Consider the following 18904-nt stretch of genomic DNA (forward strand, 5'->3'; position numbering starts at 1 on the left):
GCCCATGGGTTGGATCGCGCGCGCGCAACTTGCTTCCGCCGTTTCCAACGCGGGCGGCCTTGGCATCATCGAAACATCATCGGGGCAGTTAGATGAAGTGCGCGCCGAAATCATCAAGATGCGTGAGTTGACCGACAAACCGTTCGGCGTGAACATTGCTCAAGCCTTTGTGCGAGATCCGGGTATTGTAGATTTTGTGGTCGACCAAGGCATAAAGTTTGTAACAACGTCAGCGGGCGATCCTAATAAATATTGCGGTCCGCTAAAGGCTGCGGGGCTTACCGTATTCCACGTTGTGCCAACGCTTGCTGGCGCATTGAAAGCCATCGACGCGGGCGTAGATGGCCTTGTTGTTGAAGGCGGTGAGGGCGGCGGCTTCAAAAATCCCAAGGATGTGGCGTTGATGGTTTTGCTGCCGCTCATCCGAAGCAAAGTCGATGTGCCAATCGTCGCCGCTGGTGGCATTGTCTGTGGACGGACAATGGCGGCGGCTTTCGCGCTCGGCGCAGAGGCGGTGCAGATGGGTACACGCATGGTTAGCGCGGCGGAATCGCCGGTGCACCAGAACTGGAAAGACGCGATCATCAACGCGAAAGAAACCGACACGCTGTTTCTAAATCGTCACGGTCCCGGTCCAGCATTGCGTGCACTGCGCACGGAACGGACCACGAAGCTGGACATGGAGCCTTCAGACAATATCATGGGCGAAATGCGCGGCGTGCTCGACCTGTATTTCGGCGGCGACATGGAGGCGGCGATTGCGCTTTCGGGGCAAGTTGCGGGACGCATTGATACAGTGAAACCCGCCAAGCAGATCATCGACGAAGTGATGGACGAGTTTTATGCTGTCATAAACGATTTGCGGCAAGACTATCTGTAGGAGCTGATTTGGACCCTGTCCTTGAAGCCTTTTTGAGCGATCCAGCGGCGGATGTTTCGGCGTTGCATGACGTTGCGCGGATCAAAGGGATATTGGAGCAATGCGGCCGTGAAGGCCGCGCGATTAGCTATTCTGAGCTTTTGTTGAACCTTGGCTTTCGTTTTACGCGGCCCAAAATGCGGGCGGTGTGCATGACGTTGGATAAAATTGACCAGATGACGCTCGAAGAAGGCAGGCCTGCGCTTGCGGTCCTTGTGGTGCGCGAAGGCGATGGCCTGCCCGGGCAGGGTTGGTGGACCGGGCGGACGGATTATCAAGGTGAATGGATTGGGCCGCAAGCCCACGCCCATATCCGTAAGTTGCAGGGCGCCGTATTTGCATATTGGCAAGAAGGGCCATTTTGACAGACTTTACCACCTTAGTTTCTGCGTTTGTACGGCGGATATTTGGCGGGTCCGCCGAGGTTGAAAACCTGATGCGGCTGACTGGCGGTGCCAATATGGAAAGTTGGTCATTCGACTATGCAGGGCATGGTTATGTACTTCGCCGTTCTCCCTCGGCAGAGATGATGGCCGGTCGCGTTTATGGCCATGACATTGAAGCTGCGGTTGTGCGTGCGGCGTTTATGGCCGGCGTAAAGGCACCTGAAATTATCGCCGAGGTCGAGGCCGTAGATAATCTTGGCACTGGATACATGATGCGCAGAGTCGAGGCCGAGGTTAACCCGGCAAAGATACTGGCTAGTCCACCGCCGTCATTGATCAATGATTTTGCACGAGAATTGGCCGCCATTCACGCCGTTTCGCGGGACACGTTGCCAGCTTTGCCTGAGGCAGGGGCAGCGAGCTTGCTGACGGACCTCAAAGCACGCTTTCTCCTCTTCGGCGGCAATCGCCCTGTCATGGCCCTCGCATTCAGATGGCTGGAGGATCATTTGCCCGCACCGGTAGACGCTGTCCTGCTTCACGGCGATTTTCGGATGGGCAATATCATGGTCCACACCGATGGCCTTGCCGCCGTGCTGGATTGGGAGCTGGCGCATCTGGGGGACCGACATCAGGACTTGGCGTTTGGGTGCATCAACAGCTGGCGCTTTGGATATATTGATCGGCCAGCATTTGGCATTGGGCAAATGGACGCATTCTTCGCCGCTTATGCCCGCGAAAGCGGTCATAATGTGGACGCTGGGCGCTTTCGATGGTGGCTAGTTTATGCGACATTATGGTGGGGTGTCTGCTGTCTCCAAATGACCGACATTTGGCGAAGCGGAGCCGACCCCGGCCTTGAACGTGCAGTCATTGGGCGCCGTGCTTCAGAAACCGAGGTCGACTTGCTGATGCTGCTTGAGGAAGACGCGCCGATCGCCGAACAAAACCGTCACCCTGAGCATCGCTCACCTCTGGCGGCTGACGTTCCAGAACCCTATTCCAAGTCACAATCTGCGGCTGAGATGCAGGCATGGATGCTGAAAAGTGAAGCTCATTATGTAGGCGAAACGTCTGCTGCCGAACTCCTGAACGCCTTAGCCAGTTGGATTGAAACGGACATCAAACCGCACGCAAAAGGTCGCGACCGGTTCATGGCTGCCGTCGCAGTCAACGCGCTGGGCATACTCAAACGCGAAACAGAAGGCGGCGCTTCTATTCATGACAAGCTGCTGTCCGAAGAACTTTCATCAGGTCGCAAATCCCTCGCCACGCCCAATTTGCTGGCGCAATTGAAAGCGCAGTCGCTGCAAAAACTGGCTGCAGACCAACCCAAATATTCCGCACTGGCGGTCGCCCAACAGAAATGGACCCATTGATGCTGTTTGAAATCCCTACAGATATTATGGACTATCTGGCCGAACTTGACGCATTCATCGAACGCGAGATAAAGCCGATCGAAGCGCGCGATGACAATATCCGCTTTTTCGACCACCGCCGCGAACATGCGCGTACCGATTGGGACAATGACGGCCACCCGCGTGCAGACTGGTGGGCACTGCTTGTCGAAATGCGTCAGATCGCAGACAAAGCTGGACATTACCGCTTTGCAATTCCTGCCGAATATGGCGGTAAGGACGGCTCGAATTTGGCCATGGCCGTCATCCGCCACCATTTGGCGCATAAGGGATTGGGGTTGCATAACGATCTTCAGAACGAAAGCAGCATCGTTGGCAACCTTGTGCAGGTGCTGATGTTGCGTGACTTCGGCACAGCAGAGCAAAAGGCAGAATTTATCCCACCTATGCTGCAAGGCAAAATGGGCTGGAGCTTTGGCCTGACCGAAGAAGATCATGGTTCGGACGCCACGCATATGGATACAACTGCGGTCTCCGAAACGCGAAATGGCGTTGCCGGATACCGGATTAACGGCAACAAAATGTGGACGACCGGCCTGCCGTATACCAGCCATGTGATGACCTTTGCCCGCACCAGCGGCGATAATGGCAAGGCGCGTGGTATCACCTGTTTCGTTGTGCCAACGGACGCACCCGGTTTCGAAATCGGGGAGTATATGTGGACATTCAACATGCCCACCGACCATCCCAAGGTGAAATACACCGACGTTTGGGTGCCCGAAAGCGCGATTTTGGGGGCACTCGACAATGGTCTTGCCGTCGCACAGCATTTTGTTCACGAAAATCGTATCCGGCAAGCCGCAAGCTCACTTGGCGCGGCGCAATATTGCATCGACGAAGCGGTGAAATATGCCCGTGAACGCAAGCCTTTTGGCAAGCCGCTTGCTGTGAACCAAGCAATCCAATTTCCTTTGGTCGAACTTCAAACGGACGCAGAAATGTTGCGGTTGTTAATTTACAAAACAGCTGCTGAAATGGACAGCATGTCGAAACCAGAGGTGGCTCTGCGTCTTTCCGATAAGGTGAGTATGTGCAACTACAAAGCCAATCGGTTGGTTTGCAACGCTGCAGATTTTGCAATGCAAGTTCATGGTGGCATTGGCTATTCGCGGCATAAGCCTTTTGAACATATTTATCGCCACCATCGCCGCTATCGCATCACCGAGGGTGCTGAAGAAATCCAGATGCGCAAAGTGGCGGGGCATCTTTTTGGGTTCATGAGATAATCTTTTTTGGGACGGGTAAATTAATGCAGCAGGCAACTGATTTGTTGGATGAAAGCATGGCCCTTGATGGGCTTCTTGCATCTTTGGCCGAGGGCGATTTTGACACGCCGACCCAGTTTAAGGGTTGGACGATCAACAACATTATTCGGCACCTGCACGTATGGAACATAGCGGTCGATTTATCTTTGCGTGACGAGGCAGCCTTTGGCACGTTTGTTGCCGCTATGATGGCCGGTGTCCGCGGCGGTAAGTTGCCGGAGTTTGAGGCGTCCTATCTAGATGGTCTCTCCGGCCATGCATTGCGTAAGGCATGGCCGGAGCGGGCCGCAGCAACTGCGGCGGCATTTGCGGCAGCCGACCCGAAACTTCGCCTCAAATGGGTTGGCCCCGAAATGAGCGCGTTGAGCTCAATTACCGCGCGACTGATGGAAACTTGGGCACATGCACAGGCCATATATGATGCCCTCGGCGTGGAACGGCGAGATACCGACCGGATTGGCAATATTGTCCGTCTGGGCGTTATCACCTGGGGCTTTACGTGGAAGAACCGACGCATGGAGCCGCCAGGTCCGATGCCGCAACTGCGCTTACTGGCACCCTCAGGCGCGATTTGGGAATATGGCGAGCCATCGGACAGCGGGATGATTTCCGGCAGCGCGACCGCCTTCTGTCAGGTCGTGACGCAATGTCGCCACGTCGCCGACACTTCACTTGAAGTCACTGGCGAAGTCGCGCATCAGTGGATGAAAGTAGCACAGTGCTTTGCAGGGCCACCACAGGACCCGCCGGCAAAGGGCACACGGCATCGCGCCGAAAGGGGAGTTTGAAGATCATGAAGAAAATCGTTTTCATTTCGATAAGCGCGCTTTTGCTTGCGGGTACGCCTCTGGCGGCGCAAACTGTTGATCAAGTCACGGTAGTTCATGTAGGAAGGTTGCTCGATAAGCCCGGCAGTGCACCGAACGGTCCATCCACCGTGATCATCCGCAATGGCAAGATTGTCGAAGTCTTGTCTGGCTATCAACCCGGCCCAACAGGCGCAACGCTCATCGACCTTAAGGACAAGTTTGTTCTCCCAGGCCTTATCGATAGCCATGTGCACCTTGATAGTGATGCAGGCGGCGATGCGGCCTTGATCGAATCGTTCACCGATAGTCCGGCCCGTGCAGCCTATCGCACCGCTGGCAATGCCAAGAAGACATTGATGGCTGGCTTTACGACCGTCCGCAATTTGGGCGACGGTAGTGGCGCGACATTGGCATTGCGCGATGCCGTCGCTGCCGGCGAATTGCCGGGCCCTCGCATCATTGACGCCGGTCGCTCTATTTCGACCACTAGCGGCCATATGGACGCAACCTTGTCGGTGTCTGAGGATCTTCATGGCAGTATTGGTCAGGAAAATCTGTGTGATGGTGTGGAAAGCTGCCGTCAGGCGGTGCGGAAGCAAATCAGGCGCGGTGTCGACGTCATCAAGATAGCGACGACGGGCGGCGTGAACAGTCGTATCGGGTCGGGCTTGGGTCGTCAGATATTCGATGATGAGGTCAAGGCATTGGTCGATACTGCGCATCTTTATGGCAAGAAAGTTGCCGTGCATGCGCATAGCGATGACGGCATCAACGCTGCGCTTGCGGTGGGCGCAGACTCGATTGAACATGGCACCATGCTGACCGATGAAAGCATCAAATTGTTCAAAGCGGCAGGCGCATATTATGTCCCGACACTGTCGACGGTGAACGGCTATATTGAAAGGCTTGCGGCCAACCCTAATGCCTATCCACCCGATGTGCTTGCCAAGGTAAAATGGCGCATTGGCGTTACGGGCAAGAGCCTTGCTAAAGCCTATCCAGCTGGCGTGAAGATTGCCTTTGGAACCGACGCAGGCGTTTCCAAGCACGGCAGAAATGCCGATGAATTTGAACTGATGGTCAAATACGGCATGTCCGCCAGCGCCGCCATTCAAGCTGCAACGATGAACGCTGCAACGCTTTTAGGCGTCGATAAACAGGTCGGCTCGCTGGAGCCCGGCAAAGCTGCTGACTTGATAGCAGTTGCAGGTGACCCAATTGTGGATATCACAACATTAAAATCCATACGTTTTGTCATGAAGGATGGGCGGGTCTTCAAGGCCGAATGATGATCCCTTTTTGCGGATCCGATTTGCCTTGAAGTGTCTCAATGAAGGCCGTCGCTGCCGATTGAAGGCCTTTGTGTTCTTCTACCTCGACAATGCCGTGCGCCGCGGCAAGGAAACTTTTCCAGCTGCGGCCGACAGCTTCGCCAAAACCTTTTGGTCCTAATTCTTGGATCGTAGCGACCGCGTGGTCGGGGGCGAAGAACAGAACGGGTTTTGGCCCCGGCATGGTCTCGCCGCTTGCACCCGCACTATTTGGACCACGCGCGTCAACATGGGTGGCCCCGACAAGGCAGCTATATGCTAGGTTGACTGCTAGAGTGTCATGGATCGAGCGCAGCAGTGAAGAGTTGCCGGCGAAGTCGACGCAAACAGACGCGCTTTGGGGCAGGGCACTGACGTCCTCATAGGCCATGACGTCATCATATAGTCCAGTGCCCTTCACGAAACCTAAATTGCCTTTCGACGTCAGGCCAATACGCTTGATATCGGGCGACAGGTCTCTTGCTACGCTGGCAAGCCCCATTGCGGTTTTAGATGAAGCGCTCGTGATGACCATGTTTTGCGCGCCGAACCAGCGTTCGCGGCGAAGCATCGCTTCAATAAGGAAACCGGTTTTGAACAAAGGTCCGAAAAGCATCCGCTCTGCCTCTTTGGCTGGGTCATGTTCGGGGTCTGCGGCAAGGCGGCTATATTGATTGTATATCGGGCTCATCGGTTGCCGGTGCGCGGCCATGTCCGTAAAGCCACTTTGGCTAATTTTACCGGGTAAGACATCAAGATGGGTCCCCATGGGCAAATAGCCATAAACGCGTTCACCGACGGCGATATCCGGGTGGCGCGATTCTTCGACAATCGCGTGCCCCCACATCGGAACAACGCCAAAATCACCATCCGCGGGAAAGAAATTCCAATAACCGAAAACGTCGCCAATGACGGCGTACGTTATGTTGTTTGCAGTGACGGAGAAACTTTCGATTCGCAAACGAACAGCGCCCTCGCTTAACATGGGCATGGGCGCCTCATTAACATGCGTTTGCGTCAAAGCCTGTTTATGTACCCAGATAGTTGATGCCATTGTTGATCCTCCAGACTAGGGCTTAACCGCGTGCCTATGCGCTTTCAATGGCGGACTTTATCATCGCTTGCGCGCTCTGATGTGATTTGTATCTTTGACAATCACATCAGGATGTGAAAATAGCCGAATCATGAGCATTCAACTGATCACTAAACTTCGCAGCCTCGTCAACGACGGCGGCCTTTCACGGTCCGGCCTTGCACGCGCGGCGGGCCTTCATGCCAACACTTTGCGTGATTTGGATGAGCCGGGCTGGAACCCGACTGCGGAAACGCTTCGTAAGCTGGAAAGCTACTTGTTTTCCAACGATGACACGCCCGCGCTGGTGTCGATTGAGGAGATCATTGAAGAGGCGCGCAACGGACGGATGTATATTCTTGTCGATGATGAAGATCGAGAGAATGAGGGGGACCTTATCATTCCGGCGCAAATGGCGACGCCAGATGCGATTAATTTTATGGCGACACATGGTCGCGGCTTAATCTGTCTTTCCATGACCAAGGCTCGATGCGAGCAGCTTGGCCTAACGCCTATGGCGCGGGAAAACCGCGAAAGCATGCAGACCGCGTTTACGGTGTCCATAGAAGCCCGTGAGGGCGTTACGACCGGCATCAGCGCCGCTGACCGCGCGCGCACCATTTCTGTCGCTGTGGATGCTTCTATGGGGCCTGACGACATCGTTTCGCCCGGTCATGTCTTCCCGCTCACCGCACGCGATGGTGGCGTTCTGGTGCGTGCAGGTCATACGGAGGCCGCTGTCGATATCAGCAGGCTTGCAGGACTCAATCCATCCGGCGTGATTTGTGAGATCATGAAGGACGATGGCACAATGGCGCGGATGGACGACCTTGTCGCCTTCGCCCGCATGCACAACCTGAAAATGGGCACAATCCGTGACCTTATCGCCTATCGCCGTAAGCATGATCATTTGGTCGAAAAGCGGGCAGAGATGAAATTCAACAGTCGCTGGGGTGGCGATTGGACGGCCATGACCTTCTACAACAAGGCCACAGGCGACGAGACCATCGCATTGGTGAAGGGACGTATCGATCCTGATCAACCTACCCTCGTGCGTATGCACACCATGTCGATGTTCGTTGATGTGTTTGGTGAGGAAAATGAGCGTTCGGGTCTGCTATCGCAGTCGATGGACGCAATAGCTGCCGAAGGTACCGGCGTCATCGTGGTCATCAACAAGCCGATGAAGGGCGTTGTGTCGCGCTTCATGCAGTTGCGCGCGGAAGGTAAGCAAGCGGGCGCGCCAGAGATTGAAGAGTTGCGCGACTATGGCGGCGGTGCGCAAATCCTGACCGAACTTGGTGTGCAGGACATGATATTGCTGACCAACACACATCACACGCTGGTCGGGCTTGAAGGCTATGGCCTTTCCATTGTAGGCGAGCGGCCTATTCCCGGCACCGGAGGCGAATAATGGCAAAATTCCTTATAGTTGAAGCACGGTTTTATGACCATCTGAACGACATGCTCGTTTCAGGCGCTAAGGCTGCGTTAAAGGCCAAGGGTCATGAGGTTGAAGTTATCACTGTGCCCGGCGCGCTTGAAATACCGGGCACTATTGCCATGGCTGCAGAAGCGCAAATGTATGACGGATTTGTTGCCATTGGTGTTGTTATTCGCGGTGAAACCTACCATTTTGAGATTGTTGCAGGTGAAAGCGCGCGCGGTATAATGGCCTTGACGATGGATGGCATCGCGATCGGTAACGGGATATTGACCGTCGAAAACGAGGAGCAGGCAATTGTACGCGCTGATCCCAAGCAGAAGGATAAGGGCGGCGAGGCGGCTGTTGCTGCGATGGCCTTGCTAAATCTGCAAAATCGTTTCAACTGAAAAGATGAGCGCACCAACCTTATCGAGCCAGATCAACCCCGAAGCCAAAGAGTTTAAGGCGCGCCGTGCCCATAATCGGGCGCTGCGTGACGACCTTTGGGCGAAAGTCGCCGAAGCCGCGTTAGGCGGTAATGAGAAGTCGCGTGAGCGGCACACGTCCCGTGGCAAATTGCTGCCGCGTGAGCGCGTCGAACGCCTGCTTGATCCCGGTTCGCCTTTCCTAGAAATCGGCCAGCTTGCAGCCTGCGACCTGTATGATGGCGAAATTCCTGGTGCCGGCCTTATCACGGGAATCGGCCGCGTTTCGGGCCGCCAGTGCATGATCGTCTGCAACGACGCGACCGTAAAAGGTGGCACTTACTACCCGATGACCGTCAAAAAGCATTTGCGGGCGCAAGAAATTGCAGAGGCCAACCGGTTGCCATGCATCTATCTGGTCGACAGTGGCGGCGCCAACCTGCCGCATCAGGACGAGGTTTTTCCCGACCGTGACCATTTCGGGCGCATCTTCTTCAATCAAGCAAATATGAGCGCCAAGGGCATCCCGCAAATCGCCTGCGTCATGGGCAGTTGCACCGCAGGCGGGGCTTATGTTCCTGCAATGTCGGATGAGAGCATCATTGTGCGCAATCAGGGTACGATCTTCCTTGCTGGCCCGCCATTGGTCAAGGCCGCGACGGGTGAAGAGATCAGCGCCGAGGATTTGGGCGGCGGCGACTTGCATAGTCGCAAGTCGGGTGTGGTCGATCATGTGGCCGAGAATGACGAACACGCGCTGACGATCGTGCGCGATATTATTTCGCACCTTGGCCCCATCCACAAACCGAACATTGATCTAAAAGAGCCACGTCCGACAAAATTCGACACCGAAGAGCTTTACGGCGTCATCCCCGACGATGTGCGTGCGCCCTATGACGTTCATGAAGTTATCGCGCGGCTGGTCGATGGCAGCGAATTTCACGAATTTAAGGCGCTGTACGGCACAACCTTGGTCTGCGGCTTTGCACATATCTGGGGGATGCCGGTCGCGATCCTCGCCAATAACGGCGTGCTGTTTTCGGAAAGTGCGGCCAAAGGCGCGCATTTCATTGAACTTGCCTGCCAACGCCGGATCCCGTTGCTGTTCCTGCAGAATATCAGCGGCTTCATGGTCGGCGGCAAATATGAGGCGGAGGGTATCGCCAAGCATGGCGCAAAACTCGTCACCGCCGTCGCCACCGCAAGCGTGCCCAAGATCACCGTGCTGATCGGCGGCAGCTTTGGCGCGGGCAATTACGGCATGTGTGGCCGTGCTTACAGCCCACGTTTCCTGTTCACCTGGCCCAATGCGCGCATTTCGGTGATGGGCGGGGAGCAAGCCGCATCCGTGCTCGCCACGGTCCACCGTGATGCCGAGAAATGGACCGCTGAGGAGGCCGAAGCCTTCAAAACGCCAATCCGCCAAAAATATGAGGATGAAGGCAACCCCTATTACGCGACCTCGCGGCTTTGGGATGACGGCATCATTGACCCAGCGCAGACACGGGATGTGCTTGGATTGGCGTTTGCGGCCGCACTAAACGCACCAGTTGAGGAGGCGCCCCGCTTTGGGGTGTTCCGGATGTGAGTGACCTTGGCTTTACCCATATTGCTTTAGTCTGTTCAAACGCAGACAAGACAATCGAATTTTACCAGCGCTTCGCTGGCATGACCGTAATTCATGACAGGCGCGATTCCAACGGGCGGGTTTTTTGGTTGTCTGACCTCAAGCGCGCTTTTGCTATTGTCTTTATTGAACGTACAAATGTTGAAGCGCCCTTAGGACCACTTGGCCACTTGGGCGTCTGTTTGAAATCAAAAGATGAAGTGGATAATCGCGTAAAGGCCGCGCGAGAACTTGGTTACAAGGTGCGTGAACCTGAAGAATCTGGTCCTCCGGTTGGGTATTGGGCATTTGTCGCGGACCCTGATGGACACACCTTAGAGTTGAGCTACGGCCAAGAGGTTCAGCTGCACGTTGAGAAAGCGCAATGATCCAATCCCTGCTCATCGCTAATCGCGGCGAGATTGCCTGCCGGATTATCCGTACGGCGCATGCCATGGGCATTCGCACGGTTGCGGTCTATTCGGATGCTGATGCCAAGGCGCTGCATGTACAAGAAGCCGATGAGGCGGTGCACATTGGGGCGTCTCCGGCGCGTGAGAGCTATTTGGTGGGGGATAAGATCATTGCCGCTGCGCTTTCCACTGGCGCAGAGGCGATCCATCCCGGCTATGGTTTCCTCTCCGAAAATGCCGAATTCGCGCAGGCGGTGATTGATGCTGGCCTCATCTGGGTCGGGCCGAACCCCGCCAGCATTACCGCGATGGGGCTGAAGGATGCGGCAAAGACACTGATGGCTGCGGCGGGTGTGCCCGTCACCCCCGGTTATATGGGCGAGAACCAAGACCCTGCGTTCCTTGGCGAGCGTGCCGCTGAAATCGGCTATCCCGTGCTCATCAAGGCGGTCGCGGGCGGCGGTGGGAAGGGAATGCGCAAGGTCGACGATGCAGCTGACTTCATAGACGCGCTCGCCTCTTGCCAGCGTGAGGCCAGCGCCTCATTCGGCAATGCGCATGTGTTGATCGAGAAATATATCCAGCGCCCGCGCCACATTGAGGTGCAGGTGTTTGGCGACACCCATGGCAACATCGTTCATTTGTTTGAACGCGATTGTTCGTTGCAACGCCGCCACCAAAAGGTAATCGAAGAAGCCCCCGCGCCGGGCATGGACGAAGCCACACGCGCACAGCTTTGCGCGGTAGCGGTGAAAGCGGCAAAAGCCGTCGACTATATCGGTGCTGGCACAATCGAATTCATTGCAGATGCGTCTGAGGGTCTCCGCGCGGACCGTATCTGGTTCATGGAAATGAATACGCGGCTGCAGGTCGAACACCCGGTGACTGAAGAAATCACGGGCGTTGACCTTGTCGAATGTCAGTTGCGTGTGGCGAGCGGGGAGGCTTTGCCAATGCGGCAGGAAGAGTTGCGTATTAATGGTTGGGCGATGGAAGCCCGGCTCTATGCGGAAAATCCCGCGACGGGCTTCTTGCCCTCCATTGGTTCACTCGACCATTTGGAGTTTCCCGAAGAACTGCGTGTTGATACAGGCGTGCAGATAGGCGGCGAAGTGTCACCATTCTACGACCCCATGATCGCCAAGCTGATTGCTTGGGGCGAAACGCGTGACGAGGCTATCGGTCTCCTGCGGGATGGTATTGATGGCACTGAGGTTTGGCCGGTCAAAACCAATGCTGGCTTTTTGGGCCGGCTTCTCGACCTTCCAGAGTTCGGCATCGGTGATGTCGACACTGGCCTCATCGCCCGCGAGGTTGACGCTCTGGTCACGCCGCCAGAGCCGGACGAGGACGAACTCGCTGAAGTCGCAGCAGCCTTATTTGCAAGCCCCGGCGATGGTCCGTTCAGCGCTGCGCTGGGGTTCCGGCTCAATGCGCTATCGCGTGCTGAAGCGCGCATTACTGACGATAGTGGTAATAGCTATGTCGTATCGTTCGACGAAGTCGAGGCCGATGAACCGACCGCTGATGTACTCGCCTTTACCGATGGTTTTGCCCGCCGCTATGTCTTGGAAGAACCGCGGGGGTCGGGGCATAGTGCTGTAAGCGATGGCGCAATATTGTCGCCCATGCCTGGCCGCATCATCGCGGTCGAGGTAGCGGCGGGTGATAGCGTCACCAAAGGGCAAAAGCTTGTGACGCTTGAAGCCATGAAGATGGAGCACAGCCTCACCGCACCGTTCGATGGGACAGTGGCGGAGCTGAATGCCGAGGTTGGTGCGCAAGTGCAGGTTGAGGCGTTGTTGGTGCGGATAGAGGTAGTGGAAGTGTAATGGCAGGCAAATATTTCAACCAATGGCAAATCGGCGACAGCATCATTCATGAAATTCGCCGCACGGTAACCGAGACGGATAATCTGCTTTTTTCGGTCATGACCCACAATCCGCAGCCGCTGCATATCGACGCGGAGGCGGCGAAGGCCAGTGAGTTCGGACAAATTCTCGTCAATGGCACCTTCACTTTTGCGCTTATGGTCGGATTGTCAGTGGGTGACACCACGCTTGGCACGTTGGTTGCGAACCTTGGCTATGACAAATTGGTTATGCCCAAGCCAGTGTTCATCGGTGATACCCTGCGCGCGGAAACCGAGGTCATTGCGCTCAAGGAAAGCAAGTCGCGGCCAGATGCCGGCGTTGTGACTTTCCTTCACCGTTGCATCAACCAGCGCGACGAAATTGTATGCCAGTCCGAGCGCGCAGCATTGCTGAAGAAGGCTTAGATTGCCATAACGTCCGGCGAGGGGCATACTAAAGGCATGAAACTGCGTTCCCTCCTTTTCGTCCCGGGTGACCGGCCTGACCGATTTGCCAAAGCCGCCGCCAGCGGCGCTGATGCGATTATCATCGACCTTGAAGACTCAGTCGGGTTAGGCCGTAAAATTGTCGCGCGCGAAGCGGCGGCGGAGTATCTTTCCGGCGATCGGCCGGTGCCGGTGTTTGTCCGCGTCAACCCGCAGGATAGCCATCTAACACATGACGACCTTGCGTCGGTGTTGCCTTATATGCCCGATGGCATTGTCTTGCCCAAGGCAGAGGGTGCGCGCTCGATCAACTGGCTGCGCGCGGAGGCAGCGGCGGTGGCGGATAGTCAGGATGGCGAAGCCCCGCCGATTTTGCCAATCGCGACCGAAACCCCCGGAGCAGTGTTTGACCTTGGCACCTTGCGTGAGGTCGCGCATTATCTGGCTGGTGTCAGCTGGGGCGCAGAGGATTTGCCTGCCTCGGTTGGTGCAGTGACCGCGCGCGAGGTAGACGGTAGCTATACGGCACCTTTTGAAATGGTCCGGTCGCTCACGCTGTTTGCGGCGCATGCTGCTGGGGTTGCAGCAATCGATACTGTCTTCCCAGGCATAAGCGACGAGGCGGGGCTTGCCGCTTATGTCGGCCGCGCCGCGCGCGACGGCTTCAGTGGCATGCTTGCCATTCACCCGTCTCAGGTGGCAGCAATCAACGCAGGCTTTACGCCTTCCGCCGAACAGCTTGCGCATGCGCAATCAGTTGTAGATGCCTTCGCGGCCAACCCCGGAGCAGGGGTGCTGCAAATGGACGGTAAAATGATCGATGCGCCGCATTTGAAAGCGGCGCTATCGATCCTCGCAAGGGCTTAAGCAGCCAATTTCCGCAGCACATAATGCAGAATTCCGCCGTTCATGAAATATTCGACTTCGTTCGCGGTGTCGATGCGGCACAAAGTGTCGAAATTGAACGTCGAGCCATCCTTGCGCGTAACCATCACGGTTACCGTCTGGCGCGGCTGAAGCATTCCTACGCTGGTGATTGTAAAGCTGTCATCGGCAGTCAGGCCGAGCGTTGTCCGGCTTTCGCCTTCTAGGAACTGCAGCGGCAATACGCCCATGCCAACAAGGTTGGAACGGTGGATACGTTCGAAGCTTTCGACGATCACCGCGCGGACGCCCAGAAGGTTAGTGCCCTTGGCGGCCCAATCGCGTGACGAACCGGTGCCATATTCCTTGCCTGCGATGACCACTAAGGGTGTGCCGTCGGCTTTATGCTTCATGGCGGCGTCGTATATTGCCATGACTTCGCCTTTATAGCTGCTCATGCCGCCTTCGATGCCGGGGACCATTTCGTTTTTGATCCGGATGTTGGCAAAGGTTCCGCGCATCATGACTTCGTGGTGGCCGCGGCGCGCCCCGTAGCTATTGAAATCGGCTTTTGAGACTTGATGTTCCATCAAGAACTTGCCCGCGGGGCTATCCGCCTTGATGCTTCCGGCGGGCGAAATATGGTCGGTGGTGATCGAGTCACCCAATATCGCCAGCGGCCTTGCCTCGATGATGTCCATCACTGGCGCTGGCGTCATACTCATCCCCTCAAAATAGGGGGGATTTGCGACATAAGTCGATCCGGCGCGCCATTGATAGGTGTCCGAACCTTCGACCTGAATCTTCTGCCAATGCGCGTCGCCTTCATAGACTTTTGCATAGCGCGCGGTGAACATCGAACGATCGATGTTTGCGGTCATGACATCATGCACTTCTTGATTGGTGGGCCAGATATCGCGCAGATATACATCGCTGCCGTCCGTTGCCTGACCAATGGGCGTGGTTGTGAAGTCTTCGGTCACTGTGCCCTTAAGCGCGTAAGCCACAACCAGTGGCGGCGACGCCAAGAAGTTGGCGCGCACATCGGGCGACACGCGGCCTTCAAAGTTGCGGTTGCCCGAAATGACGGAGGCGGCAACAATGTCATGGCCATTAATCGCCGCCGAAATCGGTTCGGCTAATGGGCCAGAGTTCCCGATGCAGGTCGTGCAGCCATAGCCGACCAAGTTAAAGCCAACCGCGTCCAAATCCGCGGTCAGGCCCGCACGATCGAGATAATCGGTCACAACCTGTGACCCCGGCGCAAGTGATGTTTTTACCCATGGCTTGGGGCGCAAGCCAAAGGCATTAGCCTTGCGCGCAACCAGCCCAGCGGCAACGAGCACGCTTGGGTTCGAGGTGTTGGTGCAGCTTGTAATCGCCGCAATCACGACGTCGCCATCGCCAATATCATGCGTCTTGCCCTCAACCGCTACGCGTTTTGCGCTGTCATGCTTGTAGACGTTGATGAGATCGTCGTTGAACACATTGTCGACTTGCGTGAGGATAACCTTGTCCTGCGGACGCTTTGGCCCTGCAAGCGATGGAACCACGCTGCCCATGTCGAGCGACAGTGTGTCGGTGAAAATCGGGTCCGCCATATCGGCATAAGCCCACAGGCCTTGTTCTTTGGCATAAGCCTCAACGAGCGCAATCTGGTCCTCATCACGGCCGGTCAGGCGCAGATATTCGATGGTCTTTTCATCGATGCCAAAGAAGCCACAGGTCGCACCATATTCAGGCGCCATGTTGGCAAGGGTCGCACGGTCGGCAAGCGACAAGGACGCAAGACCGGGGCCATAATATTCCACAAAGCGGCCAACAACGCCCTTTGCGCGCAGCATTTGCGTTGCCGTCAACACAAGGTCGGTCGCGGTTACGCCCTCGGCCAACGCGCCGGTCAGTTTGAAGCCAACGACTTCGGGTATCAACATCGATACAGGCTGGCCAAGCATTGCGGCCTCGGCCTCAATCCCGCCAACGCCCCAACCCAACACGCCAAGGCCGTTGATCATCGTCGTGTGGCTGTCTGTGCCCACGCAAGTGTCGGGGTAGGCGATGGTCGCGCCATCTTCGCCAACGCTCGTCCATACGGCCTGCGCGATATGCTCAAGGTTCACCTGATGGCAAATGCCGGTTCCAGGAGGAACCGCTTTAAAATTGTTCAGCGATTTTGAACCCCATTTCAAAAAGTCATAGCGTTCGGCATTGCGCTGATATTCGATTTCGACATTCTGCTCGGCTGCCTTGGGGTGGCCGAATTCGTCGACCATGACGCTATGGTCAATGACCAGATGCACGGGCACGAGCGGATTGATCTTCGATGGGTCGGCCTTCAACGCGGTCATCGCGTCGCGCATCGCGGCCAAGTCGACAACGCAGGGCACGCCGGTAAAATCCTGCAACAAAACGCGGGCAGGGCGATATTGAATTTCGCGATCCGATTTGGCGTCCTTTTGCCAATCGATCAGTGCCTGCACATCCTGCACCGAAACGGTAAAGCCGCCATCTTCAAAACGGAGCAGATTTTCGAGCAATACTCTCATCGAAAACGGCAGACGCGACACATCGCCCAATTTCTCCGAGACCTTTTTGATCGAGAAATAATCCACCGTCTTGCCGCCAGCGGTCAAGGTGGAACGGGTTTGCAGGCTGTCTAATCCGATTGCGGTCATATTATCACTATCCCTTAAATTTTGGGCTTTTGGCCGGATGGGGAAGACAACACGGTCACCGCTATCTGCGGCCACTGAACGCGCGTCAAACCAGCGTAAAAGCGGGAGATTCGTTTGCTGGCCGCGCCTTAGCGCTTATGGGGTGGGGGTGCAAGATACGACTGTGACCCTATCGACCCCATAGCGTCAGGCATTTGCTCCACACTGGCATCCTGAACTGGTTGCTCCTCGTTTAGTTGCGGGAATGAGGGGCAGGCCAATTTATCCGTTCCGCAAACTGTCCGTTACTTCCTCAAGAGTGCCGCGCACGCGCAACAATTGGTCTTTGCCAAATACAATCAAGCATTCGTCATGCGCATTGTCGGCGGTGCGGATGAATTGGACGATTTCCGGATTGACAGAAATTTTCTGGCCACGGGTATCAGTCATGGTGACGAAGGGGATCATAAGCGTTCCTTTTAATGCAAATATGCTGCCAACAGGCTGCCGCACGGGCGAATTTTGGGCCTAGCACGACTAATGTCATACCGCGAGACGTCATCGGTCCGGGTCTGGGCCGATGCTGGCAATGCTATGGGTTTTTCTGCTTTTTCAGCTGCGTTGGTTTTAGGGTGTTGTAATCTTGAAGATTTACAGACTGTTAACCATCCTCACGCCATAATGCAGCGGACAGTCGCCTTTGGCAGATTGTGTTTGGACCAGATGAGGCACAATTGATCATGAAACGGAATTTTACGATGACGGCGTTCGTCATATTATTGGCAGCGGCGCCTATCATTGGGGGCTGGGGCAGCCCCGCACAGGCGCAGACGCAAAGCGGCACGCCTTCGGCAGTTACATTACGCAGCGATGTACAGATCGAACGTATTGAACGCGACGCACAAGGCGTTGCAAAAACAATTTTATTTGCGCCGAAGGGATTGGCTGTGGTGCCCGGTGACGTTGTGGTGTTCACATTGTTCGTCCATAATAGCAGCGCGCAACCAGCGGTTGGTTTTACGGCCTCCAACCCTATGCCAGCTGCTGTCCGCTTTGAATCCGTTGCCGAAGATTGGGCCGAAGTGTCTGTCGATAATGGCGTGCATTGGGGTAAGCTGGCCGACTTGAAGGTACAGACCAAGGGCGTTGCCGGAACGCCAGACAGTGAACGTGCAGCGACGACGCAGGATGTCACGCATGTCCGCTGGGTTTTTGCCGACGCCATCGTACCTGGTGCCAAGCGCAATATTAGCTATCGCGGTGCAGTGAAGTAACGGTTTTGGGCGATCCGGTGGGGAAGGACCGCGCGATAAGGCAATGTTGCTTTCGGCTATAACCCTTGCAGCGGAGATCGAACCCGGATTTTCATGGTTGAGGGAGGTGGAAGATCTCCCGCATCGGGGCGTTGGCGTGGCTGTTGTCGTGGCGCGGCGATGTCGTCTGGCCCGTGCATTGCTTTGGCTGGCTTTTGGCAGCAAGCGCCGCTAAAGCGCGGATATGAACCCCATCATCCTTGTCATGTCGGGCGGAGCCATTGGCGCAGCATTGCGTTACTGCCTGTCCCGCGCGCTGCCGATTAGCGCGGCAGGCTGGCCATGGCCAACCTTTGCGGCAAATGTCTTAGGCGGTCTATGCATGGGTGTGCTGGCAATGTGGGTGATGCGCGGCGACAATTCGGCAGAACCGTTGCGTCTGTTTCTGGGCGTTGGCGTGCTGGGTGGGTTTACGACTTTCAGCGCCTTCTCACTTGAAATGGCGCAAATGGTTCAGCGCGGGCAGATGGGTATGGCGGCAATCTATGCCATTGTGTCGGTCATATTGGCGCTTGGCGCGATTTTCGCCGGAATGGCGATAACAAAGGCAATTTGGGTATGAGTAAAAACGACGAAAAAGGCATCAGGCAATTTGTCGTTGCCCCGGATGATGACGGCATAAGGCTGGACCGATGGTTCAAAAGGCATTTGCCCGATGCTTCGTTCAACATCGTATCGCGTTGGGCGCGTACCGGGCAATTGCGCGTCGATGGCAAGCGCGCCAC

At 56.0% G+C, this 18904-nt stretch carries 18 protein-coding genes and 1 pseudogene; 16 read left to right on the forward strand and 3 right to left on the reverse strand.

The window, feature by feature from the left end; genetic code table 11:
• The 6 genes from ACIQ2T_RS05160 to ACIQ2T_RS05185 form a co-directional block, all read left to right on the forward strand.
• A partial coding sequence (locus ACIQ2T_RS05160) for an NAD(P)H-dependent flavin oxidoreductase (RefSeq protein ID WP_397589882.1) occupies positions 1 to 880 on the forward strand: 880 nt, incomplete at its 5' end.
• Between the two features lie 8 nt (positions 881 to 888).
• Positions 889 to 1284, forward strand: coding sequence for a ribose-phosphate pyrophosphokinase (locus tag ACIQ2T_RS05165; protein ID WP_397589883.1), 396 nt, complete (start codon positions 889 to 891; stop codon positions 1282 to 1284).
• On the forward strand, positions 1281 to 2684 hold the full coding sequence (locus ACIQ2T_RS05170; RefSeq protein ID WP_397589884.1) for a phosphotransferase family protein: 1404 nt from the start codon (positions 1281 to 1283) through the stop codon (positions 2682 to 2684). The genes ACIQ2T_RS05165 and ACIQ2T_RS05170 overlap by 4 nt, the downstream gene beginning before the upstream one ends.
• Positions 2684 to 3949 (forward strand): acyl-CoA dehydrogenase family protein, encoded by a 1266-nt coding sequence (locus tag ACIQ2T_RS05175; RefSeq protein ID WP_397589885.1) that lies wholly within the window; start codon positions 2684 to 2686, stop codon positions 3947 to 3949. Before ACIQ2T_RS05170 ends, ACIQ2T_RS05175 begins: the two co-directional genes overlap by 1 nt.
• A gap of 23 nt (positions 3950 to 3972) precedes the next feature.
• On the forward strand, positions 3973 to 4776 hold the full coding sequence (locus tag ACIQ2T_RS05180; RefSeq protein ID WP_397589886.1) for a TIGR03084 family metal-binding protein: 804 nt from the start codon (positions 3973 to 3975) through the stop codon (positions 4774 to 4776).
• A 5-nt stretch (positions 4777 to 4781) separates the two neighbouring features.
• Positions 4782 to 6086, forward strand: a complete 1305-nt coding sequence (locus ACIQ2T_RS05185) for an amidohydrolase family protein (RefSeq protein ID WP_397589887.1) — start codon at positions 4782 to 4784, stop codon at positions 6084 to 6086.
• Here the strand turns inward: ACIQ2T_RS05185 and ACIQ2T_RS05190 are convergent.
• Entirely contained in the window at positions 6073 to 7098 is a 1026-nt protein-coding gene (locus ACIQ2T_RS05190; protein WP_397589888.1) for a DUF2855 family protein, read from the reverse strand. The two genes, ACIQ2T_RS05185 and ACIQ2T_RS05190, sit on opposite strands and share 14 nt — an antisense overlap.
• Before the next feature lie 193 nt (positions 7099 to 7291).
• On the opposite strand from ACIQ2T_RS05190, the gene ribB reads away from it, so the two are divergent.
• The 7 genes from ribB to ACIQ2T_RS05225 are packed head-to-tail and all read left to right on the forward strand — an operon-like array spanning position 7292 to position 14215.
• Positions 7292 to 8593, forward strand: coding sequence for a 3,4-dihydroxy-2-butanone-4-phosphate synthase (gene ribB, locus ACIQ2T_RS05195; protein ID WP_397589889.1), 1302 nt, complete (start codon positions 7292 to 7294; stop codon positions 8591 to 8593).
• Positions 8593 to 9012, forward strand: coding sequence for a 6,7-dimethyl-8-ribityllumazine synthase (gene ribH / locus ACIQ2T_RS05200; protein WP_397589890.1), 420 nt, complete (start codon positions 8593 to 8595; stop codon positions 9010 to 9012). The genes ribB and ribH overlap by 1 nt, the downstream gene beginning before the upstream one ends.
• A 4-nt stretch (positions 9013 to 9016) precedes the next feature.
• Positions 9017 to 10618 carry a carboxyl transferase domain-containing protein gene (locus ACIQ2T_RS05205; RefSeq protein WP_397589891.1) on the forward strand — a complete coding sequence of 534 codons (1602 nt, stop codon included), beginning with the start codon at positions 9017 to 9019 and terminating at the stop codon, positions 10616 to 10618.
• Positions 10615 to 11025, forward strand: coding sequence for a VOC family protein (locus tag ACIQ2T_RS05210; RefSeq protein WP_397589892.1), 411 nt, complete (start codon positions 10615 to 10617; stop codon positions 11023 to 11025). The genes ACIQ2T_RS05205 and ACIQ2T_RS05210 overlap by 4 nt, the downstream gene beginning before the upstream one ends.
• On the forward strand, positions 11022 to 12881 hold the full coding sequence (locus ACIQ2T_RS05215) for an acetyl/propionyl/methylcrotonyl-CoA carboxylase subunit alpha (RefSeq protein ID WP_397589893.1): 1860 nt from the start codon (positions 11022 to 11024) through the stop codon (positions 12879 to 12881). The genes ACIQ2T_RS05210 and ACIQ2T_RS05215 overlap by 4 nt, the downstream gene beginning before the upstream one ends.
• Positions 12881 to 13327, forward strand: coding sequence for a MaoC family dehydratase (locus ACIQ2T_RS05220; protein ID WP_300035166.1), 447 nt, complete (start codon positions 12881 to 12883; stop codon positions 13325 to 13327). The genes ACIQ2T_RS05215 and ACIQ2T_RS05220 overlap by 1 nt, the downstream gene beginning before the upstream one ends.
• A 36-nt stretch (positions 13328 to 13363) precedes the next feature.
• Entirely contained in the window at positions 13364 to 14215 is an 852-nt protein-coding gene (locus tag ACIQ2T_RS05225) for an HpcH/HpaI aldolase/citrate lyase family protein (RefSeq protein WP_397589894.1), read from the forward strand.
• On the opposite strand, the gene acnA is transcribed toward ACIQ2T_RS05225, so the two are convergent.
• Both acnA and ACIQ2T_RS05235 read right to left on the reverse strand, forming a co-directional pair.
• On the reverse strand, positions 14212 to 16887 hold the full coding sequence (acnA, locus tag ACIQ2T_RS05230) for an aconitate hydratase AcnA (protein WP_397589895.1): 2676 nt from the start codon (positions 16885 to 16887) through the stop codon (positions 14212 to 14214). The genes ACIQ2T_RS05225 and acnA overlap by 4 nt on opposite strands.
• Before the next feature lie 261 nt (positions 16888 to 17148).
• Complete coding sequence (locus ACIQ2T_RS05235) at positions 17149 to 17334, reverse strand: hypothetical protein (protein ID WP_397589896.1); 186 nt, start codon at positions 17332 to 17334, stop codon at positions 17149 to 17151.
• 272 nt (positions 17335 to 17606) lie between these two features.
• Here ACIQ2T_RS05235 and ACIQ2T_RS05240 point away from each other — a divergent pair, with 272 nt between their 5' ends.
• From ACIQ2T_RS05240 to ACIQ2T_RS05250, 3 genes and pseudogenes are all read left to right on the forward strand, one after another.
• Positions 17607 to 18140: a hypothetical protein gene (locus ACIQ2T_RS05240; RefSeq protein WP_397589897.1), complete on the forward strand. Its 534-nt coding sequence runs from the start codon at positions 17607 to 17609 to the stop codon at positions 18138 to 18140.
• Positions 18141 to 18363: 223 nt separating this feature from the next.
• Complete coding sequence (gene crcB / locus ACIQ2T_RS05245; RefSeq protein ID WP_397589898.1) at positions 18364 to 18741, forward strand: fluoride efflux transporter CrcB; 378 nt, start codon at positions 18364 to 18366, stop codon at positions 18739 to 18741.
• Positions 18738 to 18904, forward strand: a pseudogene (locus tag ACIQ2T_RS05250) (RNA pseudouridine synthase); the annotation flags it as partial. The gene crcB and the pseudogene ACIQ2T_RS05250, both read left to right, overlap by 4 nt.

This window comes from Sphingorhabdus sp. (assembly GCF_044357595.1).
Classification (GTDB): domain Bacteria; phylum Pseudomonadota; class Alphaproteobacteria; order Sphingomonadales; family Sphingomonadaceae; genus Sphingorhabdus_B.

Coding starts and splice junctions, on each gene's coding strand:
- ACIQ2T_RS05240 (WP_397589897.1), top strand. CDS start 17,607: ATGAAACGGAATTTTACGATGACGGCGTTCGTCATATTATTGGCAGCG.
- ACIQ2T_RS05175 (WP_397589885.1), top strand. CDS start 2,684: ATGCTGTTTGAAATCCCTACAGATATTATGGACTATCTGGCCGAACTT.
- ribB (WP_397589889.1), top strand. CDS start 7,292: ATGAGCATTCAACTGATCACTAAACTTCGCAGCCTCGTCAACGACGGC.
- crcB (WP_397589898.1), top strand. CDS start 18,364: ATGAACCCCATCATCCTTGTCATGTCGGGCGGAGCCATTGGCGCAGCA.
- ACIQ2T_RS05235 (WP_397589896.1), bottom strand. CDS start 17,334: ATGATCCCCTTCGTCACCATGACTGATACCCGTGGCCAGAAAATTTCT.
- ACIQ2T_RS05220 (WP_300035166.1), top strand. CDS start 12,881: ATGGCAGGCAAATATTTCAACCAATGGCAAATCGGCGACAGCATCATT.
- ribH (WP_397589890.1), top strand. CDS start 8,593: ATGGCAAAATTCCTTATAGTTGAAGCACGGTTTTATGACCATCTGAAC.
- ACIQ2T_RS05215 (WP_397589893.1), top strand. CDS start 11,022: ATGATCCAATCCCTGCTCATCGCTAATCGCGGCGAGATTGCCTGCCGG.
- ACIQ2T_RS05180 (WP_397589886.1), top strand. CDS start 3,973: ATGCAGCAGGCAACTGATTTGTTGGATGAAAGCATGGCCCTTGATGGG.
- ACIQ2T_RS05190 (WP_397589888.1), bottom strand. CDS start 7,098: ATGCCCATGTTAAGCGAGGGCGCTGTTCGTTTGCGAATCGAAAGTTTC.
- ACIQ2T_RS05185 (WP_397589887.1), top strand. CDS start 4,782: ATGAAGAAAATCGTTTTCATTTCGATAAGCGCGCTTTTGCTTGCGGGT.
- acnA (WP_397589895.1), bottom strand. CDS start 16,887: ATGACCGCAATCGGATTAGACAGCCTGCAAACCCGTTCCACCTTGACC.
- ACIQ2T_RS05225 (WP_397589894.1), top strand. CDS start 13,364: ATGAAACTGCGTTCCCTCCTTTTCGTCCCGGGTGACCGGCCTGACCGA.
- ACIQ2T_RS05205 (WP_397589891.1), top strand. CDS start 9,017: ATGAGCGCACCAACCTTATCGAGCCAGATCAACCCCGAAGCCAAAGAG.